General features: G+C 42.7%; 21 protein-coding genes and 1 pseudogene. 18 read left to right on the forward strand and 4 right to left on the reverse strand.

Going from position 1 to position 17,732, the window contains the following annotated elements:
* From HP456_RS03145 to HP456_RS03175, 7 genes and pseudogenes are all read left to right on the forward strand, one after another.
* Positions 1-277, forward strand: a 277-nt coding sequence (locus tag HP456_RS03145; protein WP_172248555.1) for a CoA transferase, incomplete at its 5' end; no start/stop codon positions are given.
* An 82-nt stretch (positions 278-359) separates the two neighbouring features.
* Positions 360-754, forward strand: a pseudogene (locus HP456_RS03150) (aconitase family protein); the annotation flags it as partial.
* Complete coding sequence (gene leuD, locus HP456_RS03155; RefSeq protein WP_172248582.1) at positions 754-1,359, forward strand: 3-isopropylmalate dehydratase small subunit; 606 nt, start codon at positions 754-756, stop codon at positions 1,357-1,359. The pseudogene HP456_RS03150 and the gene leuD, both read left to right, overlap by 1 nt.
* 43 nt (positions 1,360-1,402) lie before the next feature.
* Positions 1,403-1,654 (forward strand): hypothetical protein, encoded by a 252-nt coding sequence (locus HP456_RS03160; protein ID WP_172248556.1) that lies wholly within the window; start codon positions 1,403-1,405, stop codon positions 1,652-1,654.
* 3 nt (positions 1,655-1,657) lie between these two features.
* Complete coding sequence (locus HP456_RS03165) at positions 1,658-3,163, forward strand: sodium:solute symporter family protein (protein ID WP_216663154.1); 1,506 nt, start codon at positions 1,658-1,660, stop codon at positions 3,161-3,163.
* A 7-nt stretch (positions 3,164-3,170) separates the two neighbouring features.
* Complete coding sequence (locus HP456_RS03170; RefSeq protein WP_172248557.1) at positions 3,171-4,418, forward strand: MFS transporter; 1,248 nt, start codon at positions 3,171-3,173, stop codon at positions 4,416-4,418.
* Between the two features lie 28 nt (positions 4,419-4,446).
* A complete protein-coding gene (locus tag HP456_RS03175) occupies positions 4,447-5,043 on the forward strand; it encodes a flavin reductase family protein (RefSeq protein WP_172248558.1) in 597 nt (198 codons plus the stop codon).
* A 177-nt stretch (positions 5,044-5,220) separates the two neighbouring features.
* Here HP456_RS03175 and HP456_RS03180 read toward each other — a convergent pair whose 3' ends face one another.
* Positions 5,221-5,538: a hypothetical protein gene (locus tag HP456_RS03180; RefSeq protein ID WP_172248559.1), complete on the reverse strand. Its 318-nt coding sequence runs from the start codon at positions 5,536-5,538 to the stop codon at positions 5,221-5,223.
* A 129-nt stretch (positions 5,539-5,667) separates the two neighbouring features.
* Positions 5,668-7,320, reverse strand: coding sequence for an ABC transporter substrate-binding protein (locus tag HP456_RS03185; RefSeq protein ID WP_172248560.1), 1,653 nt, complete (start codon positions 7,318-7,320; stop codon positions 5,668-5,670).
* Positions 7,321-7,419: 99 nt separating this feature from the next.
* Here HP456_RS03185 and HP456_RS03190 point away from each other — a divergent pair, with 99 nt between their 5' ends.
* The 3 genes from HP456_RS03190 to HP456_RS24970 all read left to right on the forward strand — a co-directional run bounded on the left by HP456_RS03190 (position 7,420) and on the right by HP456_RS24970 (position 10,225).
* On the forward strand, positions 7,420-8,685 hold the full coding sequence (locus HP456_RS03190; protein WP_172248561.1) for an MDR family MFS transporter: 1,266 nt from the start codon (positions 7,420-7,422) through the stop codon (positions 8,683-8,685).
* A 209-nt stretch (positions 8,686-8,894) separates the two neighbouring features.
* Complete coding sequence (locus HP456_RS03195) at positions 8,895-9,704, forward strand: DUF2935 domain-containing protein (protein WP_172248562.1); 810 nt, start codon at positions 8,895-8,897, stop codon at positions 9,702-9,704.
* Positions 9,705-10,135: 431 nt separating this feature from the next.
* Positions 10,136-10,225: a putative holin-like toxin gene (locus tag HP456_RS24970; protein ID WP_246288698.1), complete on the forward strand. Its 90-nt coding sequence runs from the start codon at positions 10,136-10,138 to the stop codon at positions 10,223-10,225.
* 430 nt (positions 10,226-10,655) lie between these two features.
* Here the strand turns inward: HP456_RS24970 and HP456_RS03200 are convergent, their stop codons facing one another.
* Positions 10,656-11,165, reverse strand: coding sequence for a DinB family protein (locus HP456_RS03200; RefSeq protein WP_172248563.1), 510 nt, complete (start codon positions 11,163-11,165; stop codon positions 10,656-10,658).
* 371 nt (positions 11,166-11,536) lie between these two features.
* Entirely contained in the window at positions 11,537-12,172 is a 636-nt protein-coding gene (locus HP456_RS03205; protein ID WP_172248564.1) for a spore coat protein, read from the reverse strand.
* A 462-nt stretch (positions 12,173-12,634) separates the two neighbouring features.
* Here HP456_RS03205 and spxA point away from each other — a divergent pair, with 462 nt between their 5' ends.
* The 8 genes from spxA (at position 12,635) to HP456_RS03245 (ending at position 17,722) form a co-directional block, all read left to right on the forward strand.
* Positions 12,635-13,030: a transcriptional regulator SpxA gene (gene spxA / locus HP456_RS03210; RefSeq protein WP_172248565.1), complete on the forward strand. Its 396-nt coding sequence runs from the start codon at positions 12,635-12,637 to the stop codon at positions 13,028-13,030.
* 73 nt (positions 13,031-13,103) lie between these two features.
* A complete protein-coding gene (locus HP456_RS03215; RefSeq protein WP_172248566.1) occupies positions 13,104-13,517 on the forward strand; it encodes an RrF2 family transcriptional regulator in 414 nt (137 codons plus the stop codon).
* Between the two features lie 70 nt (positions 13,518-13,587).
* Entirely contained in the window at positions 13,588-13,914 is a 327-nt protein-coding gene (locus HP456_RS03220) for an IDEAL domain-containing protein (RefSeq protein ID WP_172248567.1), read from the forward strand.
* 108 nt (positions 13,915-14,022) lie between these two features.
* Positions 14,023-14,571, forward strand: coding sequence for a YcxB family protein (locus HP456_RS03225; protein WP_172248568.1), 549 nt, complete (start codon positions 14,023-14,025; stop codon positions 14,569-14,571).
* Between the two features lie 131 nt (positions 14,572-14,702).
* Positions 14,703-14,861 carry a hypothetical protein gene (locus HP456_RS03230; protein WP_172248569.1) on the forward strand — a complete coding sequence of 53 codons (159 nt, stop codon included), beginning with the start codon at positions 14,703-14,705 and terminating at the stop codon, positions 14,859-14,861.
* A gap of 394 nt (positions 14,862-15,255) precedes the next feature.
* On the forward strand, positions 15,256-15,966 hold the full coding sequence (locus HP456_RS03235; protein ID WP_172248570.1) for a FadR/GntR family transcriptional regulator: 711 nt from the start codon (positions 15,256-15,258) through the stop codon (positions 15,964-15,966).
* A gap of 212 nt (positions 15,967-16,178) precedes the next feature.
* Positions 16,179-17,192, forward strand: a complete 1,014-nt coding sequence (locus HP456_RS03240) for a mannonate dehydratase (RefSeq protein WP_172248571.1) — start codon at positions 16,179-16,181, stop codon at positions 17,190-17,192.
* 23 nt (positions 17,193-17,215) lie between these two features.
* The gene (locus tag HP456_RS03245; protein ID WP_172248572.1) at positions 17,216-17,722 is read left to right on the forward strand and encodes a tripartite tricarboxylate transporter TctB family protein; all 507 of its coding nucleotides are present in this window, start codon (positions 17,216-17,218) and stop codon (positions 17,720-17,722) included.
* Positions 17,723-17,732 lie beyond the last annotated feature (10 nt).

The following is a 17,732-nucleotide window of genomic DNA, read 5'->3' on the forward strand; positions in this document are numbered from 1 at the left end:
GGAGGATAAGGGAGTGCCATCCGGATTGATTTACACAGCTAAAGAAATATTGGAGGATCCCCATTATAAAGAAAGAGAAATGATTATCAATGTGGAGCATCCTGAACTTGGCGAATTTCCAATGCCGGGCGTTGTGCCAAAACTGAGCCGTACTCCCGGAAAGGTCAAGGAAGCGGGTGCAGAACGAATGGGAAAGCACAATGAAGAGATTTATATTCAGTTATTAGGACTAAGGGAAGAACAATTAAAAGAGTTGGAGAATGAGAATATCGTATAGGGGGGAGCGAGGTGGCTGAAACATTATACGAAAAAATCTGGAATAAGCATGTCGTCCGGGAAGTACGGGATTTGCCCAGTCTGGTTCATGCACCAACAGTCGAATAGAGGATCTTAGAAGAGCTGCCCGCATTGTAAAGGGCTGCAAGGTAACCGATTCCGTCACGGCATTGATTGTTCCCGGTTCCCAGCAAGTGAAACAACAGGCGGAAAGAGAAGGTCTTGATTCTATCTTTATTCAAGCAGGTTTTCAATGGCGTGAATCCGGGTGCAGCATGTGCCTTGGATGAACGACGATATTGTTTTGCCAGGTGAACGATGCGCCTCGACGTCTAACCGGAATTTTGAAGGGAGACAGGGGAGACATGCCAGGACTCACTTAGTAAGCCCGGAAATGGCGGCGGCTGCTGCCATCATGGGTTATTTTACAGATGTGAGAGAATGGGAATTTCAGTCGGAAGAAGAGGTGAAACGATGATGAATGCTTTCACTGAACTGACGGGAAAAGTTATTCCTCTGGATGCGATTAATATTGATACAGATGCCATCCTCCCAAAGCAGTTCCTCAAACGAATTGAACGATCAGGATTTGGTGAATATCTCTTCTATGATTGGCGGTATGAAAATGGAAAAGAAATAGAGGAGTTTGTTCTGAATCAGGATTTGTACAGGAATGCGCCAATTTTATTAACCGGAAAGAATTTCGGCTGTGGATCTTCCAGGGAGCACGCTCCATGGGCACTTGCAGATTTCTGCATTCGCGTGATCCTTGCTCCTTCCTTCGCAGACATCTTTTACAACAACGCTTTCAAAAATGGATTATTGCCGATTGTATTGGATGAAAGCGTGGTTATTAAGCTATTTAGGAAAGCAGAGGACTTCCCCGGTTACCGGATGACGGTTGATTTGGAGAACCAAACCCTTTCAGATGACAGCGGTTTCAACAATCATTTCACTGTTGAGCCATATCGCAAAGAACTACTCTTAAAGGGATTGGATGAAATCGATACTACTTTAACTTATCAAGATACCATTGACTCCTTTGAAGAAACTCACACAATACATTATCGACTGAAATCTTAAATCTCCGAAGTTATTAAGTTGAAAAAGTGATAGGAGGAAGATCATGAAACATAATCAAATTAAGGAACCGATTAAGAAGGTGTGGATCTGGATAGGTTTAGTGCTGCTTGTACTTGCGATTGTCCCTTGGTATTTTCCATCAAGTGCTGTTGAACCCTTCATTCTTGGATTTCCGTTATGGGCTTTTATCTCTACTGTTTTTTCCATTGTGTTCTGCGGTTACCTGAGCTGGTTATGCGTGAGTCAATGGAACATAGTTGAGGAAGAAGAAGAGCAGATGAAAGGGGGAGAATAAATTATGGATTTAACGTTTGCAGGGCTGGATGGCATTATCATCCTGTCGGCATTTGCCATTATCATGCTGGTCATTGGATATCTGTCTGGAAGAGGGGAGAAGGACTTGCACCAAAGCCTGTCCGGATATTACCTGGCTGGGAGAAATCTGGGATTTATTGCATTATTCTTTACTCTTTATGCCACTCAGTACAGCGGCAATACGATTGTAGGGTATGCTCCGTCAGCATATCGAACAGGATTTTCCTGGCTGCAGTCGATTTCATTCATGACAATCATCGTCGGTATTTATCTTTTATTCGCTCCCAGGCTTTATGTCATTGCTAAACGAAAGAACTTCGTGACTCCTACAGATTGGATTCAGCATCGCTTTAAATCGAAAGCTGTCACTCTGCTTAGTATTTTCCTCATGCTATGGGGGCTGGGGAATTATTTATTAGAACAGTTGGTAGCCATCGGTCAAGCTGTTTCAGGTATGACAGGTGGGACAATCCCCTACCAGATTGCGGTCCTTGTGTTTATTTTTGTCATGCTCGCCTATGAGTGGATGGGCGGGATGAAAGCAGTCGCTTTCACGGATGTGATGCAAGGGTTGATCCTGATGGTTGGGATCATAGTATTCCTGATCGGAGGGTTATATCTGGTCGGAGGGAATTTTGGAGATGTGACCCGCTATATCAATGAAATGGAGCCCGCTAAAACAGCCGTTCCTGCAATGGATGTGTCCGTAAACTGGTTCAGTATGCTTGTGCTTGTCGGATTAGGTGCCAGTATTTATCCTCATGCGGTTCAGAGGATTTATTCCGCCCAGAGTGAGAAGACGCTGAAAAAGTCCTTTTCACGTATGGCATGGATGCCTCCTATTACGACAGGGTTGGTATTTGTCATCGGCATCATCGGAATCATGCTTTATCCCGGTCTTGATACAGGGGGCTCTGAACAGATTGTGGGACTGATGGCCAACGATATCGCAGCGATTAATCCATTCTTCTATTGGGTGATGATCATTTTCTTCGGCGGGATTGTCGCAGCCATTGTTTCGACTGCCGATTCCGTCCTGCTGAGTTTCTCTTCCATGCTGTCTAATGATGTATATGGCAAGTTTATCAACCCGGGTGCGTCGGAGCATAAGAAAGTGATGGTGGGAAAAATTGGCGGCATCATCGCTGTATTCCTTCTGCTCTGGATTGCGTGGAATCCACCGGGGACGCTATATGAAATTTTCGTCTTGAAATTTGAATTGCTGGTGCAAGTATTCCCGGCGTTTGTTCTAGGGCTTTATTGGAAGCGGCTTGATAAACGGTCTGTTTTCTGGGGCATGCTGATTGGGGCAGTGCTTGCCGGTCTCCTAACGTTCACAGGACATAAAACCGTATATGGAATCCACGGCGGAGTCATTGGATTATCCCTGAATTTCCTCATCTGTGTGGCAGGATCCCTGCTGGTCCCTGTTTCAAGCAGACGATCTGTTGCTGAGGATGAACCGCTGTCACTAAATGTGAAGGCATAGAGGACAGATGATTCCAGAACATCAACAGATCAGCCGGAATGTCATTAGTGAACCTTGGAGAATGTTATTCTGTCTGCTTCTTGCCCAGTTACTGGTTGCTTTTATCGGGAGAAGTGTCGGCCCTTTAGGTGTCCTGATCGGAGAAGATCTCTCGTTAAGTAAATCCCAAATCGGAATGCTGCCTGCCGCCCTCTTCCTGGGACAGGCGCTTTCTTCTATACCGATCGGTTTTGTTGCGGATCAGAATGGATCGAAACATTTATTGCTCCTGATTTCGTTATGTGTCGGCACCAGCTTCATCATCATGACATTTTCTCATCAATTTTGGTTAGTGCTGCTTCTTGTCGTCATCGGCGGACTCGGGTATGGTGCCATGCATCCTGTTACAAATAGAGGCATCATCCATTGGTTCACACGTACGCAGCGGGGTTTTGCCATGGGAATTAAGCAAACCGGCATTACCTCGGGTTCAGCATTAGCCGGGCTCGTCCTTCTGCCCCTGGCTGGTATATATGGATGGAGGCATGTCGTTGCGATTGCTTGTGATCTTCTTATCATAGGGGGGATGGTCTCCTATTCCTTTTATCATGATTCAATCAGGAAAACGAACATGAAGACTCAGAACCTTTCTTCTTTTTATGGCTCCATGCTTAAGATGATGAGGAATAAACCACTCATGCTTGTCAGCATCAGTGCCATGGGATTGAGTGGATCTCAGTTGTGTTTAGTAACCTATATCGTTATTTTCTGTTACGAATATTTACACCTTTCCCTTTTCTTATCAGGCGTGTTATTGGTCATTTCAGAGGTTTGCGGATCAGTAGGAAGAATTGTTTGGGGAATGATCAGTGACCGGTTATTTAACGGCAGACGGGTCATTATCCTCATGATGATTTCGGGGATAGCCGGGTTATCGAGTATGACATTGGCATTTATTCCAACCTACACATCGTTTTGGATGATGATCCCGATTACAATGGTGTTTGGATTTGCCATCTCCGGCTTTAATGCAATCTGGATGAATGTTGCGAGCGAGGTGGTAGACCCTGAGTACTCCGGACTTTCCAGCGGGTTTAGCATTACGCTTGGTTCCGTAGGTGTCATCACCCTGCCTCCGATATTCGGATTCATTGTTGATTCCTTCGGGAGCTTCACATCTGGCTGGATCATGATCGCCGGCATCATGATCCTCGTATTCACATTGTTACTTCTATTATCAATGGAGATGAAAGAGAAAAGAAGTATAGTATTATAACTGGAATGTAATGGAAGGAGAATGGAAAGTGGAATTTAATCCTGCTGAGCTGAATGAAAAGCAAGTATATAAGTTACTAAGCGGGTCAGTTGTCCCGAGACCCATTGCGTGGGTGTCTACTATATCCGATAAAGGTGAATTGAACCTGGCGCCGTTTAGTTTTTTTTCAGTAGCGTCAAGAAATCCTCCTATGCTCTCCATTTCAGTTGGTCCCGGCGTAGGGGAGAGAGAAGGAAGCGAAAAGGATACCCTGGTCAATATTCGGGGACAAAAGGAATTCGTCATCAACGTCGTTCCGGCTTTTCTCGGCAATGAAATGCAAAAAAGTGCTGAAAACCTTCCAAGCACCGTCAATGAATTCGAAGCAGCAGGTGTTACGCCTGTTGACAGCGCCGTCGTACAGCCAAAACGGGTAAAAGAAGCACCGATTCAAATGGAATGCAAGCTCGAACATATCATTAGGCTTGGCAGTGACCATTTAATCATTGGCAGGATGCTGCGTTATCATATAGAAGAAGAGTACTATCTTGGAAACTACAAAATCAACTTGGATAGACTCCAGCCGCTTGGAAGGCTGGCAGGTAATTATAGTGAAATGAGTTCGTTTTTTCATTTGCCGAGGTAATTCGTTTGAAGCTTGATATTGAAGTAAGGTGAAGACCGGCCAATTCCTGAAAAAGGGTGGCCGGTCTTTTTTGCTGAAATTAGTCAGGGATGAGCACGATATGTAAAGATTCACTGAACCCGGGGGAGATCTGGAATTACGGCAAAGTTGCAGATAGCAGTAATGATGTCTTTTAAATCAAAACGGATTTTCCCCTTTTAGAAATGGCACAAACACCACATAATTCGAACCTAAGAATAAGAGCCAAAAAAAGATAGATGACATTCTTTGATTGTAAAGCAAACTTCCCTTGGCTATAAACAACCCGGCAATCAATGTATAAAAAACAAATAATAGATACGTGACCCCGAACCAATTCACCCACACATTCCCCATGAATTCAATGCCGTAACTTTCGTATGCAGGTTTTAACATGCAGACTGTGACAAGAAAACCCGCGGCTAGAAGGGTGAAGAGTTCAGTTAGTCTAAATAAACCGTATTTTATTTCGTTCAAAGGCAATACCCCCTGGATCGGATTTTTTTGGTCTAACTGAATTTTTATTTCATTAAATGGTTCCTCGTTTTAACAGAAACGACATCCAACGTTGTGCAATCTAACAACCTTCCAAGCTTATCGAAACGATTACACCTCCGGCCGGACCCACAATTTCGAAAAGTCGACATACCCGAAATGCTTGATTTCGATATTCATAATGTCTGTTGAAAACGGGATGTACCGTTTTTCATAGTAGAGGGGGATCATGATTGAATCTTCGATAAGCATTTTCTCGATTTTTAAATTTAATGAGGTCCAGTCCTTGAATGGTGTATGAAGATATTTCTCCAGCTGCTTCTTCCATTTTTCGCTCTTTGTAAAAAGATGATATAGGGGGGAAAATCCATTCTTCAAAAAGTGATAAAACGAGAAGTTCTGGTTGGATTCGAAAATTTCCCCATGAACGAAGAGATCGACATTCAACGTCTTCGGGTGTTTCGTCAAAGTATCTGCAAAGGAAAACCACTGGAGTTCGACAGGGACCTCTTCTTTTTTAAAAATGTCCGCGAGCCACTGCGTCGTCTTGGCTGTGTGATTGGCACAACGGATGACAACTGGCTCTGTAAAGGAAGGACGTTCCGCCTCTGGGACGATGATGTTTTGATCCTGACCGATCAGGATGCTCTTATCATTCGGTGTCATCCTTGGGTCGCATTCCTGAAGAGTATGTCTGTTTTTCGCAATGATCCAGTGGAGATAATCGCGGACTTCCTTCCTTTGAATGGCAGAATTCCGGCCGGGGCTGGCATTCATAATGACAATGCCAAATCCGGAATCACTTTCCACTTCAAACGAAGAGGAATGACTCCGCTCGATGTGAGAATGATAGATGCCCTTAAAATCCTGTGGGACTTGGACAAACTCAACGGCATCCAACAGCGGTCTCTCTTGAAAATGCTCTTTAAAGGCAGCTAATGTTGTCTTTGAATCGTTATTTTCTTCAAGGGAAAAGCATCCTGTCCCAAGGATGCGGTCTTTATTCTCCTTATAGATGCTGGCACACATCATACTGAGCATCGGAAGCATATAGCTGCAGCCGCCGGGGTGGGTGATGTCGATGATGAGCGGTGCCTTCACCTCGATCGATTCTACCGGAGACCAGAGATCCTGGTAATGCGGATAGCCCCGCAGTTTCTCGAGGCAATCCGCGACATCCTTTGCGGTCAATATGGAACCGTCATGAAACTTGATATCCTTCCTTAAATACAATCGCAGTTTAATAGAAGAAACATCCCAGCTGTGTGCGAGTTCCGGCATGATGACACCCTCTTCGGTGATGGAGACAAGCCGGTTAAATACATTTGCCGCCAAGTGGGCGCTTAGGACATCGGCAGCCTCTAATGGATGAATGGAGAAAAAGGGATATCTCTTTGGCACAATCAGTTTATCCGCTGATTCTTGTACAAACCCGAGTTTCGTGTGAAATTTGTTCATCAGTCTCATCTTGCTGTCCGTTGACCAGTTATACATCAGTAACTTGCTGCTTCGTTCAACGGGCTCATGATCGATGAGCTTCATGGCCTCTTCTTCAAACAATTCCTCGACCTCTTTTTTCCATTTCAACGTGGATACATTCCCGCGACCACGGCCGGGGGTAAAGGCAATCCAGCCTTCTTCATTCCATTTTTTTAAATAGCGGGTGGTCTGCTTATGACTTAATTGAAGCGTTTCGGAGATTTCCTCCACGCGGATGCTGCCCGATGGATAGTACCTCCAAAGGGTGAGTAATTTGTTCTCCATTGTGCTTCTCCTCCTAAAAGGGGACATAGTTTAGAAAAGTGTCTATTTTTAAAATAATTCGTCTAGTTTACTATACAGTAAATAGAGGAGGGGAACAATATGAAATGGAAGGAATTACCTCGAAATATAAAAGTACGGATGATTACCTCATTCTTTAACCGTGCCGTTTCATCCGCGGTCATGCCGTTCATGGCATTGTTCTTTGCACAGGAAATGAATAAAATCTGGGCAGGGGCGTTCCTGATCATTACAGTGGTGATCGGATTTTTTATCAACCTGGTCGGCGGATACATATCAGACCGCGTTCCGAGGAAGAAGGTGCTGTTGACAACGTCTTGGCTGAACGCCTTGTTTTTCCTCATCATGACGATCAGCTTATTTCCGGAGAAAAAATGGATCATGCTGTTTGCCGGCGCTTATATCGGGTTCATCATCACGAGCAGCCTCGGCCGCCCGGCGATGCATGCGATCATCATTGATTCGACTACGCCCGAGAACCGGAAAGCCGTCTATGCCCTGGATTACTGGCTCGTCAATCTGTCGATGGCAATCGGTGCCGCTCTGGGAGGACTTCTGTATCTCAACCATCAGACTGAACTGTTCATGATGTTGACCTTCACTTCTGCGGTCATTCCGATTGCCTATGGAATCTGGCTGCAGGACAAGTTCAAGGACCAGCTTCAAAAACAGCACGATAATGTGTTCATTGACCTTATCAATAATTACCGGATTGCCTTCAGAGATTCAGCCTTTGTAAAAGTTGTCGCGGGGTCCACCTTTATTTTTGCTGCGGAATTTTCATTAAACAGCTATATTGGAATCCGTCTTGCGGAAACATTTAAAGCAGTGAACATCGGAAGCTTTGAAATCGCCGGGGTCAGGATGCTGAGTATCCTGAATATCGAGAACATGCTTCTCGTCGTATGCCTTACGTTCATCATCAACCGCTGTACAGACCGTCTGAATAAAAAGAACGCTCTCTTGATCGGGCTCATTCTGTATGGAATCGGATATGTGGCTGTTACATCAGCCAACACATGGTACATCCTGATCGCTTTCAACCTTGTTGCAACAATGGGAGAACTGATCTACTCACCGATCCGAAATGCTGAACAGGCCAATATGATCCCGAGCGATAAACGGGGCTCCTACTCTGCCTTCTCCAACCTGTCCTTCAGCGGGGCGGATCTCGTCGCAAGATCGACCATCATCATCGGCGCATTCCTGATGCCTTCGATGATGAGCGTTTACATCGGATTTATCGTCATGCTCGGTACAGTTCTAGTCTATTCAGGATTATTTGCACGGAACTGGACAACCGGCAAAGTATTGGATGGCAGGGTCAGTGCCAGTGAGGGAAAGTAAACGAAAAGGGGAATTCTGATTTGTCAGGGGTCCTCTTTTTTGCGGGGAAGAAGTATGGGGAAAGGTCTTTTGCTTAGGAGCTTAAAGACTCCTTGTGCATCCAACCTTTAACAAATCGTCATTTCTTATGTCAAAGCCGTTATTAGACTTCTTATTCCATCTGATCTTCCATATATATTTATAGGATTCTGTATATGAGGAGGAAGAGGATGAGGAATTTTGAGGATAGTGCTGCATTTGAACATACATTTTGGCTGCAAGTGCTGGGGGATCACGCGAGATTCATTCGCGATTCGCTGTATCCATCTCAAACCGATAGAATCAAACAAGCAAAAGAATTTGTTACGGTTTTTGATCAATACTTAGAGTTCGTCCGTAAAGGGAATATTCGTGATTTTAAGCAGTTTTCCAATGAAGCAGAAGCAGTTGTAAGGAAGATGCGCCAATTTAAACTAAATATCCTGAAGGACCAGTTACATGGAAAAGTGGGTATACACTTATCCCCGACTTTCATTAATCATATGGTCAATGAGCTTGATGAATACTTACACGTCATCAGTTATTTAAGTAAAGGGGAGTCACCACCTGTATTCCATGAACTGCACCATCATATGCTTTGGCTGCTTGATGCAGGCGGTCATGCAGGAGCCATACATGATGAACTGGATGGCGTAGAAAAAAGGTTGAAGAAGAAAAGCAAAGAATTCACGAAACACTTTGAACAGTTTTACTTAAAAGCAGTGGAGTTAACTGGATATTTGCGAACAAACGTAAGTGAGTTCCCGGCCCTTCACCGCTTTAATCATGATGTAGAAGCGGAAATGCAATTGTTCAGGGGCTTTCTGAAAGAAATTGAGGATATGGAGCTTTCTGAAGAAGTATTAGGAACGCTTTCCGGCTTAATGGCTGATCATATGGCAAGAGAAGAATGCTATTATTTGATTAAACTGGCAGAATCCGCGCAGACAGAGGAGCCGGATTGTGATCCAGGCAAGCCACGTACGACAGATCCTTATTAAAATAACTCATAAGAACAATTCATCTTTATGGCCCACCTTTCCGTTGAGAGGAAAAAAAATAAATTGCAAGGTAATTTGCGATTCAATTTGCATAGCATTTTGTATTGCCTTTTTTATTAACATACCAATGGTTTTGACGATTTTTACACTAATAGTTGCATACTAATTTGTACACCAATCTGCACTGCCACATAAATTTATGCTGGTTGCAGGTTGGTGTGCATTTTGTGTTACACGTTCACTATTAACTAGGACAAAGACAGCCCGGATTACGACAATTTATTTGAGTATGAGAATCAGGATACTCTTGGACTCCATCTAATTTTTGGGAAATTTAACTGAATAAGTATGATATAATGAAGATAGTACGATAAAGGTAACGAACTCAAGGGTGGGAAGGCTTTCATCTCCTTTAGAAAGGGGGTGAAGCCATGATGACAATTGCAGAAGCGTTGACAATAATGATTAGTTTTTCAATGCTGGTAATTGCGATGTTGTCTTTTCATAAAGACAAAAAATAAACCACCCTTGAGCTTTGGACGGCATTAGGGTGGTTGTTTGTCTTAGACTCACTCAGAAATGAGCCTTCCCCCTTGAAGGGAGCTTTATTGTACGGAAGGGTTGAATGGTGGTACATTCAGCCCTTCTTTTTTTATAGTATGTCCTATCTAATTAAAAGATACCATATTTATAGTATATTGTCATTATATTAAGTACATACAAAAAAGTTAAAAGGGCAAGGTAAGTTGCAGTCAAATTAGGAATGAGTTTAGAAAAGAAAATTGAATTAATAGGTCAGAACGTCCATATTTATTCCATTTAAATTTTTTACTCTTCTTGGGGTAGCGTCAGGAAAATGCGGATTTACAACGATAAGGAAGTTTCAATATTAAAAAACCTAATTTCCCAGCATTAAATGAGAAATTAGATTTTTCATTAATAGAAAAAGACTTATAAGTATTTATCACTAATCACTTTCAAATGGTGTAATTCGTGCCCGACAATTCCATATGCAATGGCACCTACCGAAACTGGGCTGTTCATTACAGTTCCATTACGAACCCATGCTGCATCATCAATGGTTGAAATAAGGCTTAACGTGTTGGAGCGTACCATGTCTAACCCAGCTAGTAACTGCTCCCAGGATAATTTGTTGAAGTTTGCCGAAGAAACATATTGATCCTGTTCCATTGCTGGGAGTGATGCACTTTCATTTCGTGCAATGGCAAGCATTCGATACGACATCACACGTTCCGAGTCGGTCATATGTCCAATCACTTCATTTAAAGTCCATTTCCCTGGTGCGTATGCCCTCCTTGCTGACTCCTCCGATACACTGCTTAAGAGGGTAATCGTCTTAGTTCGCTGCTTACTAAGTATTTCTTCAATATCTCCATCTGGCACAAGACTAACATACCTGGCATACTCTGGATTTTCAATAGATAATGGTCGTGGACGCACAAGAATCCTCCTCATCGGAATAGCTGTCTTATGCTAATATTCGACTGTCAAAAAGATATTTCCTTTATTTGATAGTTAATTTCATTACTACAAAATAATTGCAAATTAAACAACTATATTATCTGACAATCCCTCATCTTCCCTAAACATAACCCGTTTGGTTAAGAGGGAGAAAAAGCATATTTACAGTTGATTTTGCAGATGATAAAAACAAAAGCTTTTGCAGGCAGTTTTGAAGTGGAAAATGAATAAAGAAGTGTAAAAATAAAGAGGGACTGCAAACGATATGGCAGCACCTCTTTATTTACTATGCGTTATTAAATTCCTTTAGTAAAACGATAGTAAAATTCTTCTGATTCTGTTCCCTTTTCTTATTGGAGCATATCTTCGCTTGTTCCACCGATTGGGTTCTGTCCCTTATACATGTCGAGGTATTTCTGGATCATGCCTTGGTCTTCTGGAACCAATTGGTACATAGAGGCAACCTTATCTGTCGTTTGCTGATCTGCAGCTTCAAGTGGATAGTAGCCCATTTTAACCATGTACTGCCATGTCTCAAAAGCATGAGAACAGCTCATCATAAAGGCTGTCTGCAGAAATGCCCGGAGCTCCGGATTTGCTGCTTCCATTGCTGAATAGGCATACTCACGACCTGCTCTCTTTAACGTAAGTAAGTAATTGGTCGCCATTTCCCGGTCATTGAAGTCCGTTACGGAAGTCCTTGGCTGCATAGGGGGATACCCTGCTGCCGGCGATTGCGTAAAGTCTGACAGCATAAATCCGTCTTCCTTAAAAAGAGGAAGTATTTTGGTCGACCCTTCAGCATTTTGAAGAAACTCCACCTTCATATTATAATCACGTACATGAAATGGAAAGTGGCGTTCGAGTAATTGCTTGAATTCGGGATCCTTTACATGCTCCAGCATATAAGCCATGGATGTAATGGAATTGACACAGCTCATTGTTAATTCATTTAAATCATTAAATTCGTGATTGGCAAATTTCATTTGAATCCTCCTGGCAGGTATAATGTGAGACATTTTAGCTTCTCTCCCTGGAGTGGAGAATATTCTTCCCTGCCTGGATTTTGGGGAGCAAGATAAACTGGTGACTTACCAGGGACAGGTCGACTGGAAACGTCTTCGATGATAGAGGAGAACGTTTCTTTTTATAAGTGTCAGGAAAAATCAGACCATTTTCCCACTATGGAACAAGTATAATCCCTTTCGGCCAATCATTGCATGATATGGGAAACCGAAGTCTCAATAGACTTTCCCTCCTAATGATGGAACTTTACAGGGGGTTTTCTATATCCACTATTGACATCTCTAACTGTAACTAATATAATTACAGTAACAAAAGGTTCTCGAACAAAGGGAACTATTTTTATAACCCTAACTGTAAAATTAATTGTTACACTTCAGTATACCTTATCATAATATATATAAAGTTTCGAAGGAGTGAAGAAAATGGTTACATTGTATATTACACCAAGCTGTACTTCTTGCCGGAAAGCAAGAGCGTGGTTTGATGAGCATGGGATTGAGTATACGGAACGGAATATCTTGGCGGATCCGCTGACGGCAGATGAGATCAAGTCGATACTTCGACTTACTGAGGAAGGAACTGAAGAGATCATCTCGAAAAATTCCCATACCTATAAAGAATTGGATGTAGATATTGATGCGCTGCCCCTGAAGCAGCTTTATCAACTGATCATGGACAATCCGAAAATACTGCGCAGACCAATCATGCTGGACGAAAAACGGATCCAAGTCGGCTATAATGATGAAGAGATCCGCAGTTTCCTGCCGCGCAGGCTTCGCACGTTTTCTTATCAGGAATTGATGAAAGAGGCGAATTAGATCAAGTTGGCAGGCTTGACTGGCTGATCTGTACCATTTACTTACCGTGCAGATAGAAAGTAGGAGGCAGCTTATGAATAGTGATTTTACACTGGCCATTCACAGTTTAACGTATCTGGCCCTGCAGCAAGACCGGATGTCCAAGAGTGACGCGATAGCGGAAAGTGCGGGGGTGCATGCCGTCCGTATCCGGAAAGTCCTGAGTATGCTCAAAAAGCATGGCATCATCAAGTCAAAGGAAGGGACCGGCGGCGGATTCATTTTTGCAAAGGAATTAAGTGAAGTGAGTCTCTGTGATATTTACAGGCTCACGTCGGAAGGCGCCATACAGCCGAAGTGCCCGGATTCGAATGAAGCATGTGTAGTCGGTGCGAATATGCATAAAGTATTGTTCACCATCTTTCTGGGTGCAGAAGAGCATCTTGGCGAGTATTTGAAACAATATACGATAAAAGACATTGTCGATCTGATTTCTAAAGGAAAATGACTGGAAGTGATCGACCTTTCAATTACCTAAAATGTAATAAAAAACATTCCAGTTTAAAAAGAGGGTGGAAATGATGAACACAATCTTAACTACCGGGGATTGGGTAAAAGGTATATCCCGTGACGGTGAATTGATTATCGGTTATATTGAGAACCTTGATTTTCAAGGAATGACAGTGCGCGCAAAAGTCGTCACAAGTGATAACAGGGACATCGAAGGTTCAAGCATCCCTTTATTAGCAAAAGATGTAACAAAACTGCCCGATGCCCGAATAGCCAATAAAGAGCAAATCCGTTTCCTGATTGATCTCTCCCTCTCGACAGAGGACGAAGAATGGTTCCTGGAGCTTACAGAGAAATTGAATGCGATGAGAGAGCTTGTGAAAAATATAGAGTAAGAATCGGTTTGGGGGCCTGATGCTGGATGGTCAGGCCCTTTATATTTTTCCTATGCTATAATAAATAGTAGTAGTTTAAAATAGAAAGAGTGATTGTTTATCAGCAGTATGCACAAAAGAAATGAGACATTATTAGCTTTGACCGGGACACTCTCACTTGGTGACTTCAAAAAGTTCAATGCGCTGCATACGAAAAGAATGGTCCGTTGGATAACATGGGGTTATTTTGTGTTTATCTTCGCGGTATTTGCAGTTTCTACGGCTTCAACAATTGAAAACGGCTTCGATGTTATGCTCACCACGATGTTTAATTTGATCCTTTCATCCATTGCAACGATTCTATTGTTTCTTCTAGTAAAGGTCACCCTGAGATGGAAAGGGATCAGAGAGTTTAAAAGTGACCAGCTGGCGAAGAGTGAGTTTACATACGAGTTTCACGAGACTGGCTTCACTCAGATCAGAGGGAGGTCCACAACCTGCGTAGAATGGTCCGATATCCATGCGGTCCGGGGAAATAAAGAGATGTTCTTACTCTATCTTTCTAAAAACAAAGCTATCCTTCTACCTGAACGATATTTCAACACAAATGCAGACATAGAGACATTTAAGGATATCATTTCTGAACATATGGATCCTAAGAAAGTACACTTTAAATAATCCTGTCATTGAACGTGATCAGCACCTGTTTAGGAGCTGGTCATTTTTTTGTGGGCTAGATTGGAATTATATGTTAAATGGCAGGATTAAAGTCAATCTTGACAGGATTAATACTCAAATTGGCAGGAATAATGATGATTCCAACAGGATTAACGTTCGTTTTGGCAGGATTATCCACCATTCTGGCAGGATTGTCTCCGACTGGCCGTCCAAATTGGTTTAAAGTGCTTTCCGAGATGGAATTTAGTCGATATCATTGGGTTTCACGAATGCTTGAACAAGCGGAATGACGTAATCTTGACAATTTCAGCGATAATCCTGCCAGTTTGAGGTTATCCTTGCTCGAATGAAAAATAAAACTTGCCGATTTCCGTGATAATCCTGCCAGTTTGAGATTATACTTGCCGGAATAAAAAATAATCTTGCCAGTTTAAGGATTATACTTGCCGAAATGAAGAATAATCTTGCCAAAAAGACGGGTAATTCATCCTTTTAACAAAATATTCCATACGCACATCCCTCATTATGTCTGCAAATCAAGTGAGAACCCACCAAAAAGCAGCTATGTGTCAGCGGCCGCCTCCCAACGCCGAACCATCTAAATCTTGACAATTTTCGAATCTTTAGTAAAATTGTCTTACAAATTATATTCACATAGAGTCTTGTTGGAAAGAGGGAGAAGACGTGGAAAATTCGAAGAGTGTAGATATTAAATCCCTGAGCAGGAAAACGTTATCGAACCAGGTTATTGATGAAATCATTGGACTGCTGACGAGCGGCAAGTTTAGACCAGGGGATAGAATACCGTCGGAACTGGAATTAATGGAGATTTGTGATGTTAGCCGCCCCGTGATAAGAGAAGCGATGACTTCGTTGGAAGTTCTGGGGATTGTGAACAGGAAGACTAGGAATGGTACCTTCTTTGCAGACAGAGTAGGGTCTAAACCGTTCTCAATGATGTTAGCGCTTTCATCGACGGATTTCGTTTCGATTATCGAGACGAGGGTTGCATTAGAGCTGGGTTTAATTACGTTAGCGGCTGAAAAAATTACGGATGAGGACCTGGCAAGATTAAGAGATTTAATCGATGAAATGAGAGGACTGCCTACGGAAGATTCATCAGAGGTGGATAAAGAATTCCATAAAGCGATCGCCCTTGCTGCTAAGATTCCTCTTTTTGAAGCGATTATTGACCCACTGCAAAGTTTTCATCAAAAGGTGTTGGAGCAGATTCCGTTGGAGGATCGTAATTTGGCTCAAACGATTGAGTATCATGTGGATATCTATAATGCTCTTGAGAAGCGCGATCCAATTGAGGCGTACGCAGCGATGTATCGCCACCTTGATTTTGTCAGAAAGAAAGCAATGAAGAGGTTTAAGGCTGAAGAATCTTAAATTATTTTATTGATATAGTTTTCTCAACTGCCAATTTAATAAGAAGAGCTGACCGGATAAAGGATTGATCTTTATCCGGTTTTTTTGTTTGGATTTAATTTTAGAATATTTAAAATTTTATATTGACTCACATTTTTATTTGTCTTACAATTAAAAACATGAAAATGTAAGCGGATTCTTAAAATTAAAAAAGTCAGAAGGGAGACTTTTCGATGATGAAAGTATCAGTGACGACGACGAAATTTGATTTAACGGATAACGAATTGAGACAAATGTGCCAATTAGGGGTGGATTGCGTTGACTTTGGCACGGGTGCTTCTTTCCCCGGAGTGAAGGAGCAAGGTTTTCCTGATCTGGATGAATTGGTAAAGATGAAGCGTAAAATCCGCTCATTCGGATTGGATATTAACCGTGTAACATTGCCTGACCTTTCAAAGAGTTTCATGGATGATGAAGAGGGCAGTGAAGTGGAACTGGAAAAGTCTGTACAAGCGGTAAAAGTATTTGGGGAAGCGGGCATCAAGATCGTCCGGCAGAGATTTGCAGGAGATACCTTCAATTATATGACGAAAAGTTATCAGGCCAGACAAAGGGGCGGAGCGATTGCCCGCGGAGAAAGTCTTGGTTTCAACAAAGAGTCCTATGAAACTCCTACTCTGGAAGAACATGAAAAATGGCGGGGGCGCTTCCGTGATGCCTATTCAAAGCTTGTACCGGTTTGCGAAGATTATGACGTGAAATTAGGAATGCATCCTTCTGACTCTCCTAATCACGACACTCCGTTTGGCGGTTTGGGATATCGCCGGATCATGGATGAGTTTCCAAGCAAAAATGTGGGTTACATCTACTGTGTTGGAACCCGGGCTGAAGAAGGCGGAAGTCCATTGGTACTGAATGAAATCAATCATTATGGCAGAAAAGACCGGATTTTCTTGGTCCATTTCCGAAATGTACGGGGAAGCCTGCCGACAGCTGGAGCCTTTGAAGAAGCGCTGTTGGATGATGGGGATATGAATATGTTCAAGATTCTCCTTGAGCTTCGCAAAGTAGGCTATGATGGCTGTCTGAACCCGGATCATGTACCGATGATGGAGGGAGATCGACCGGATCTCGATGGAAATTGGGCCCATTCGAACATTGGCTGGAGCTACGGCAGTGTCGGTTTCGCGTATTCAATCGGGTACATCAAGGCGCTGCTTGCTGCACTGGTTGAGTTCGAAGGTTAGAAAACAGGGGAAGGTGGGAGTTTATGATTAGGATAAACAAGGATATCGTTGCAAGCGCTTTCTTGATACTTTTTTCAGCTGTAATGTTCGCAGCATCGAACAATATTATGAAGCTGACGGTTTCTAAAGTAGGAGCGGACTTTGCTCCGAAGCTGGTTGCAATCGGTATTTTCATTCTAAGTGTATTCTATTTGATCAACTCTATTAAACAATTAAAAGGTTCAGGCGGGGAGGAAGCAGGGGAATTGGAACAAGGGGCTGATGAGGAGAAGAAAGAAAAGAAGAAAATAAGTCCAATGTCCGTTTTAGCCACTGTTGGTTTATTGGTACTGTACGTTGCCTTGCTGCCTGCGATCGGGTTTCTTATTACAACTGTGGTTTATCTCTTTGTGCAAATGTATTTGTTAGCCGATAAGAAGGAAAGGAAAATTCCATTGTTTCTTGTTACATCGGTTGTTACTTCGGTATTTGTTTACTTTATTTTTAAATCAGTCTTCCACTTGATGCTGCCAGCAGGAATTTTAGGATAGGGGGGATCGT

Source organism: Bacillus haikouensis, assembly GCF_013179555.1.
Classification (GTDB): domain Bacteria; phylum Bacillota; class Bacilli; order Bacillales; family Bacillaceae_B; genus Rossellomorea; species Rossellomorea haikouensis_A.

What these genes read in the sequence shown, in the direction of transcription:
- leuD (WP_172248582.1), top strand. Translation starts at nt 754, where the DNA reads ATGAATGCTTTCACTGAACTGACGGGAAAAGTTATTCCTCTGGATGCG.
- HP456_RS03160 (WP_172248556.1), top strand. Translation starts at nt 1,403, where the DNA reads ATGAAACATAATCAAATTAAGGAACCGATTAAGAAGGTGTGGATCTGG.
- HP456_RS03165 (WP_216663154.1), top strand. Translation starts at nt 1,658, where the DNA reads ATGGATTTAACGTTTGCAGGGCTGGATGGCATTATCATCCTGTCGGCA.
- HP456_RS03170 (WP_172248557.1), top strand. Translation starts at nt 3,171, where the DNA reads ATGATTCCAGAACATCAACAGATCAGCCGGAATGTCATTAGTGAACCT.
- HP456_RS03185 (WP_172248560.1), bottom strand. Translation starts at nt 7,320, where the DNA reads ATGGAGAACAAATTACTCACCCTTTGGAGGTACTATCCATCGGGCAGC.
- HP456_RS03190 (WP_172248561.1), top strand. Translation starts at nt 7,420, where the DNA reads ATGAAATGGAAGGAATTACCTCGAAATATAAAAGTACGGATGATTACC.
- HP456_RS03195 (WP_172248562.1), top strand. Translation starts at nt 8,895, where the DNA reads ATGAGGAATTTTGAGGATAGTGCTGCATTTGAACATACATTTTGGCTG.
- HP456_RS24970 (WP_246288698.1), top strand. Translation starts at nt 10,136, where the DNA reads ATGATGACAATTGCAGAAGCGTTGACAATAATGATTAGTTTTTCAATG.
- HP456_RS03205 (WP_172248564.1), bottom strand. Translation starts at nt 12,172, where the DNA reads ATGAAATTTGCCAATCACGAATTTAATGATTTAAATGAATTAACAATG.
- spxA (WP_172248565.1), top strand. Translation starts at nt 12,635, where the DNA reads ATGGTTACATTGTATATTACACCAAGCTGTACTTCTTGCCGGAAAGCA.
- HP456_RS03215 (WP_172248566.1), top strand. Translation starts at nt 13,104, where the DNA reads ATGAATAGTGATTTTACACTGGCCATTCACAGTTTAACGTATCTGGCC.
- HP456_RS03220 (WP_172248567.1), top strand. Translation starts at nt 13,588, where the DNA reads ATGATGAACACAATCTTAACTACCGGGGATTGGGTAAAAGGTATATCC.
- HP456_RS03225 (WP_172248568.1), top strand. Translation starts at nt 14,023, where the DNA reads ATGCACAAAAGAAATGAGACATTATTAGCTTTGACCGGGACACTCTCA.
- HP456_RS03230 (WP_172248569.1), top strand. Translation starts at nt 14,703, where the DNA reads ATGATGATTCCAACAGGATTAACGTTCGTTTTGGCAGGATTATCCACC.
- HP456_RS03240 (WP_172248571.1), top strand. Translation starts at nt 16,179, where the DNA reads ATGATGAAAGTATCAGTGACGACGACGAAATTTGATTTAACGGATAAC.
- HP456_RS03245 (WP_172248572.1), top strand. Translation starts at nt 17,216, where the DNA reads ATGATTAGGATAAACAAGGATATCGTTGCAAGCGCTTTCTTGATACTT.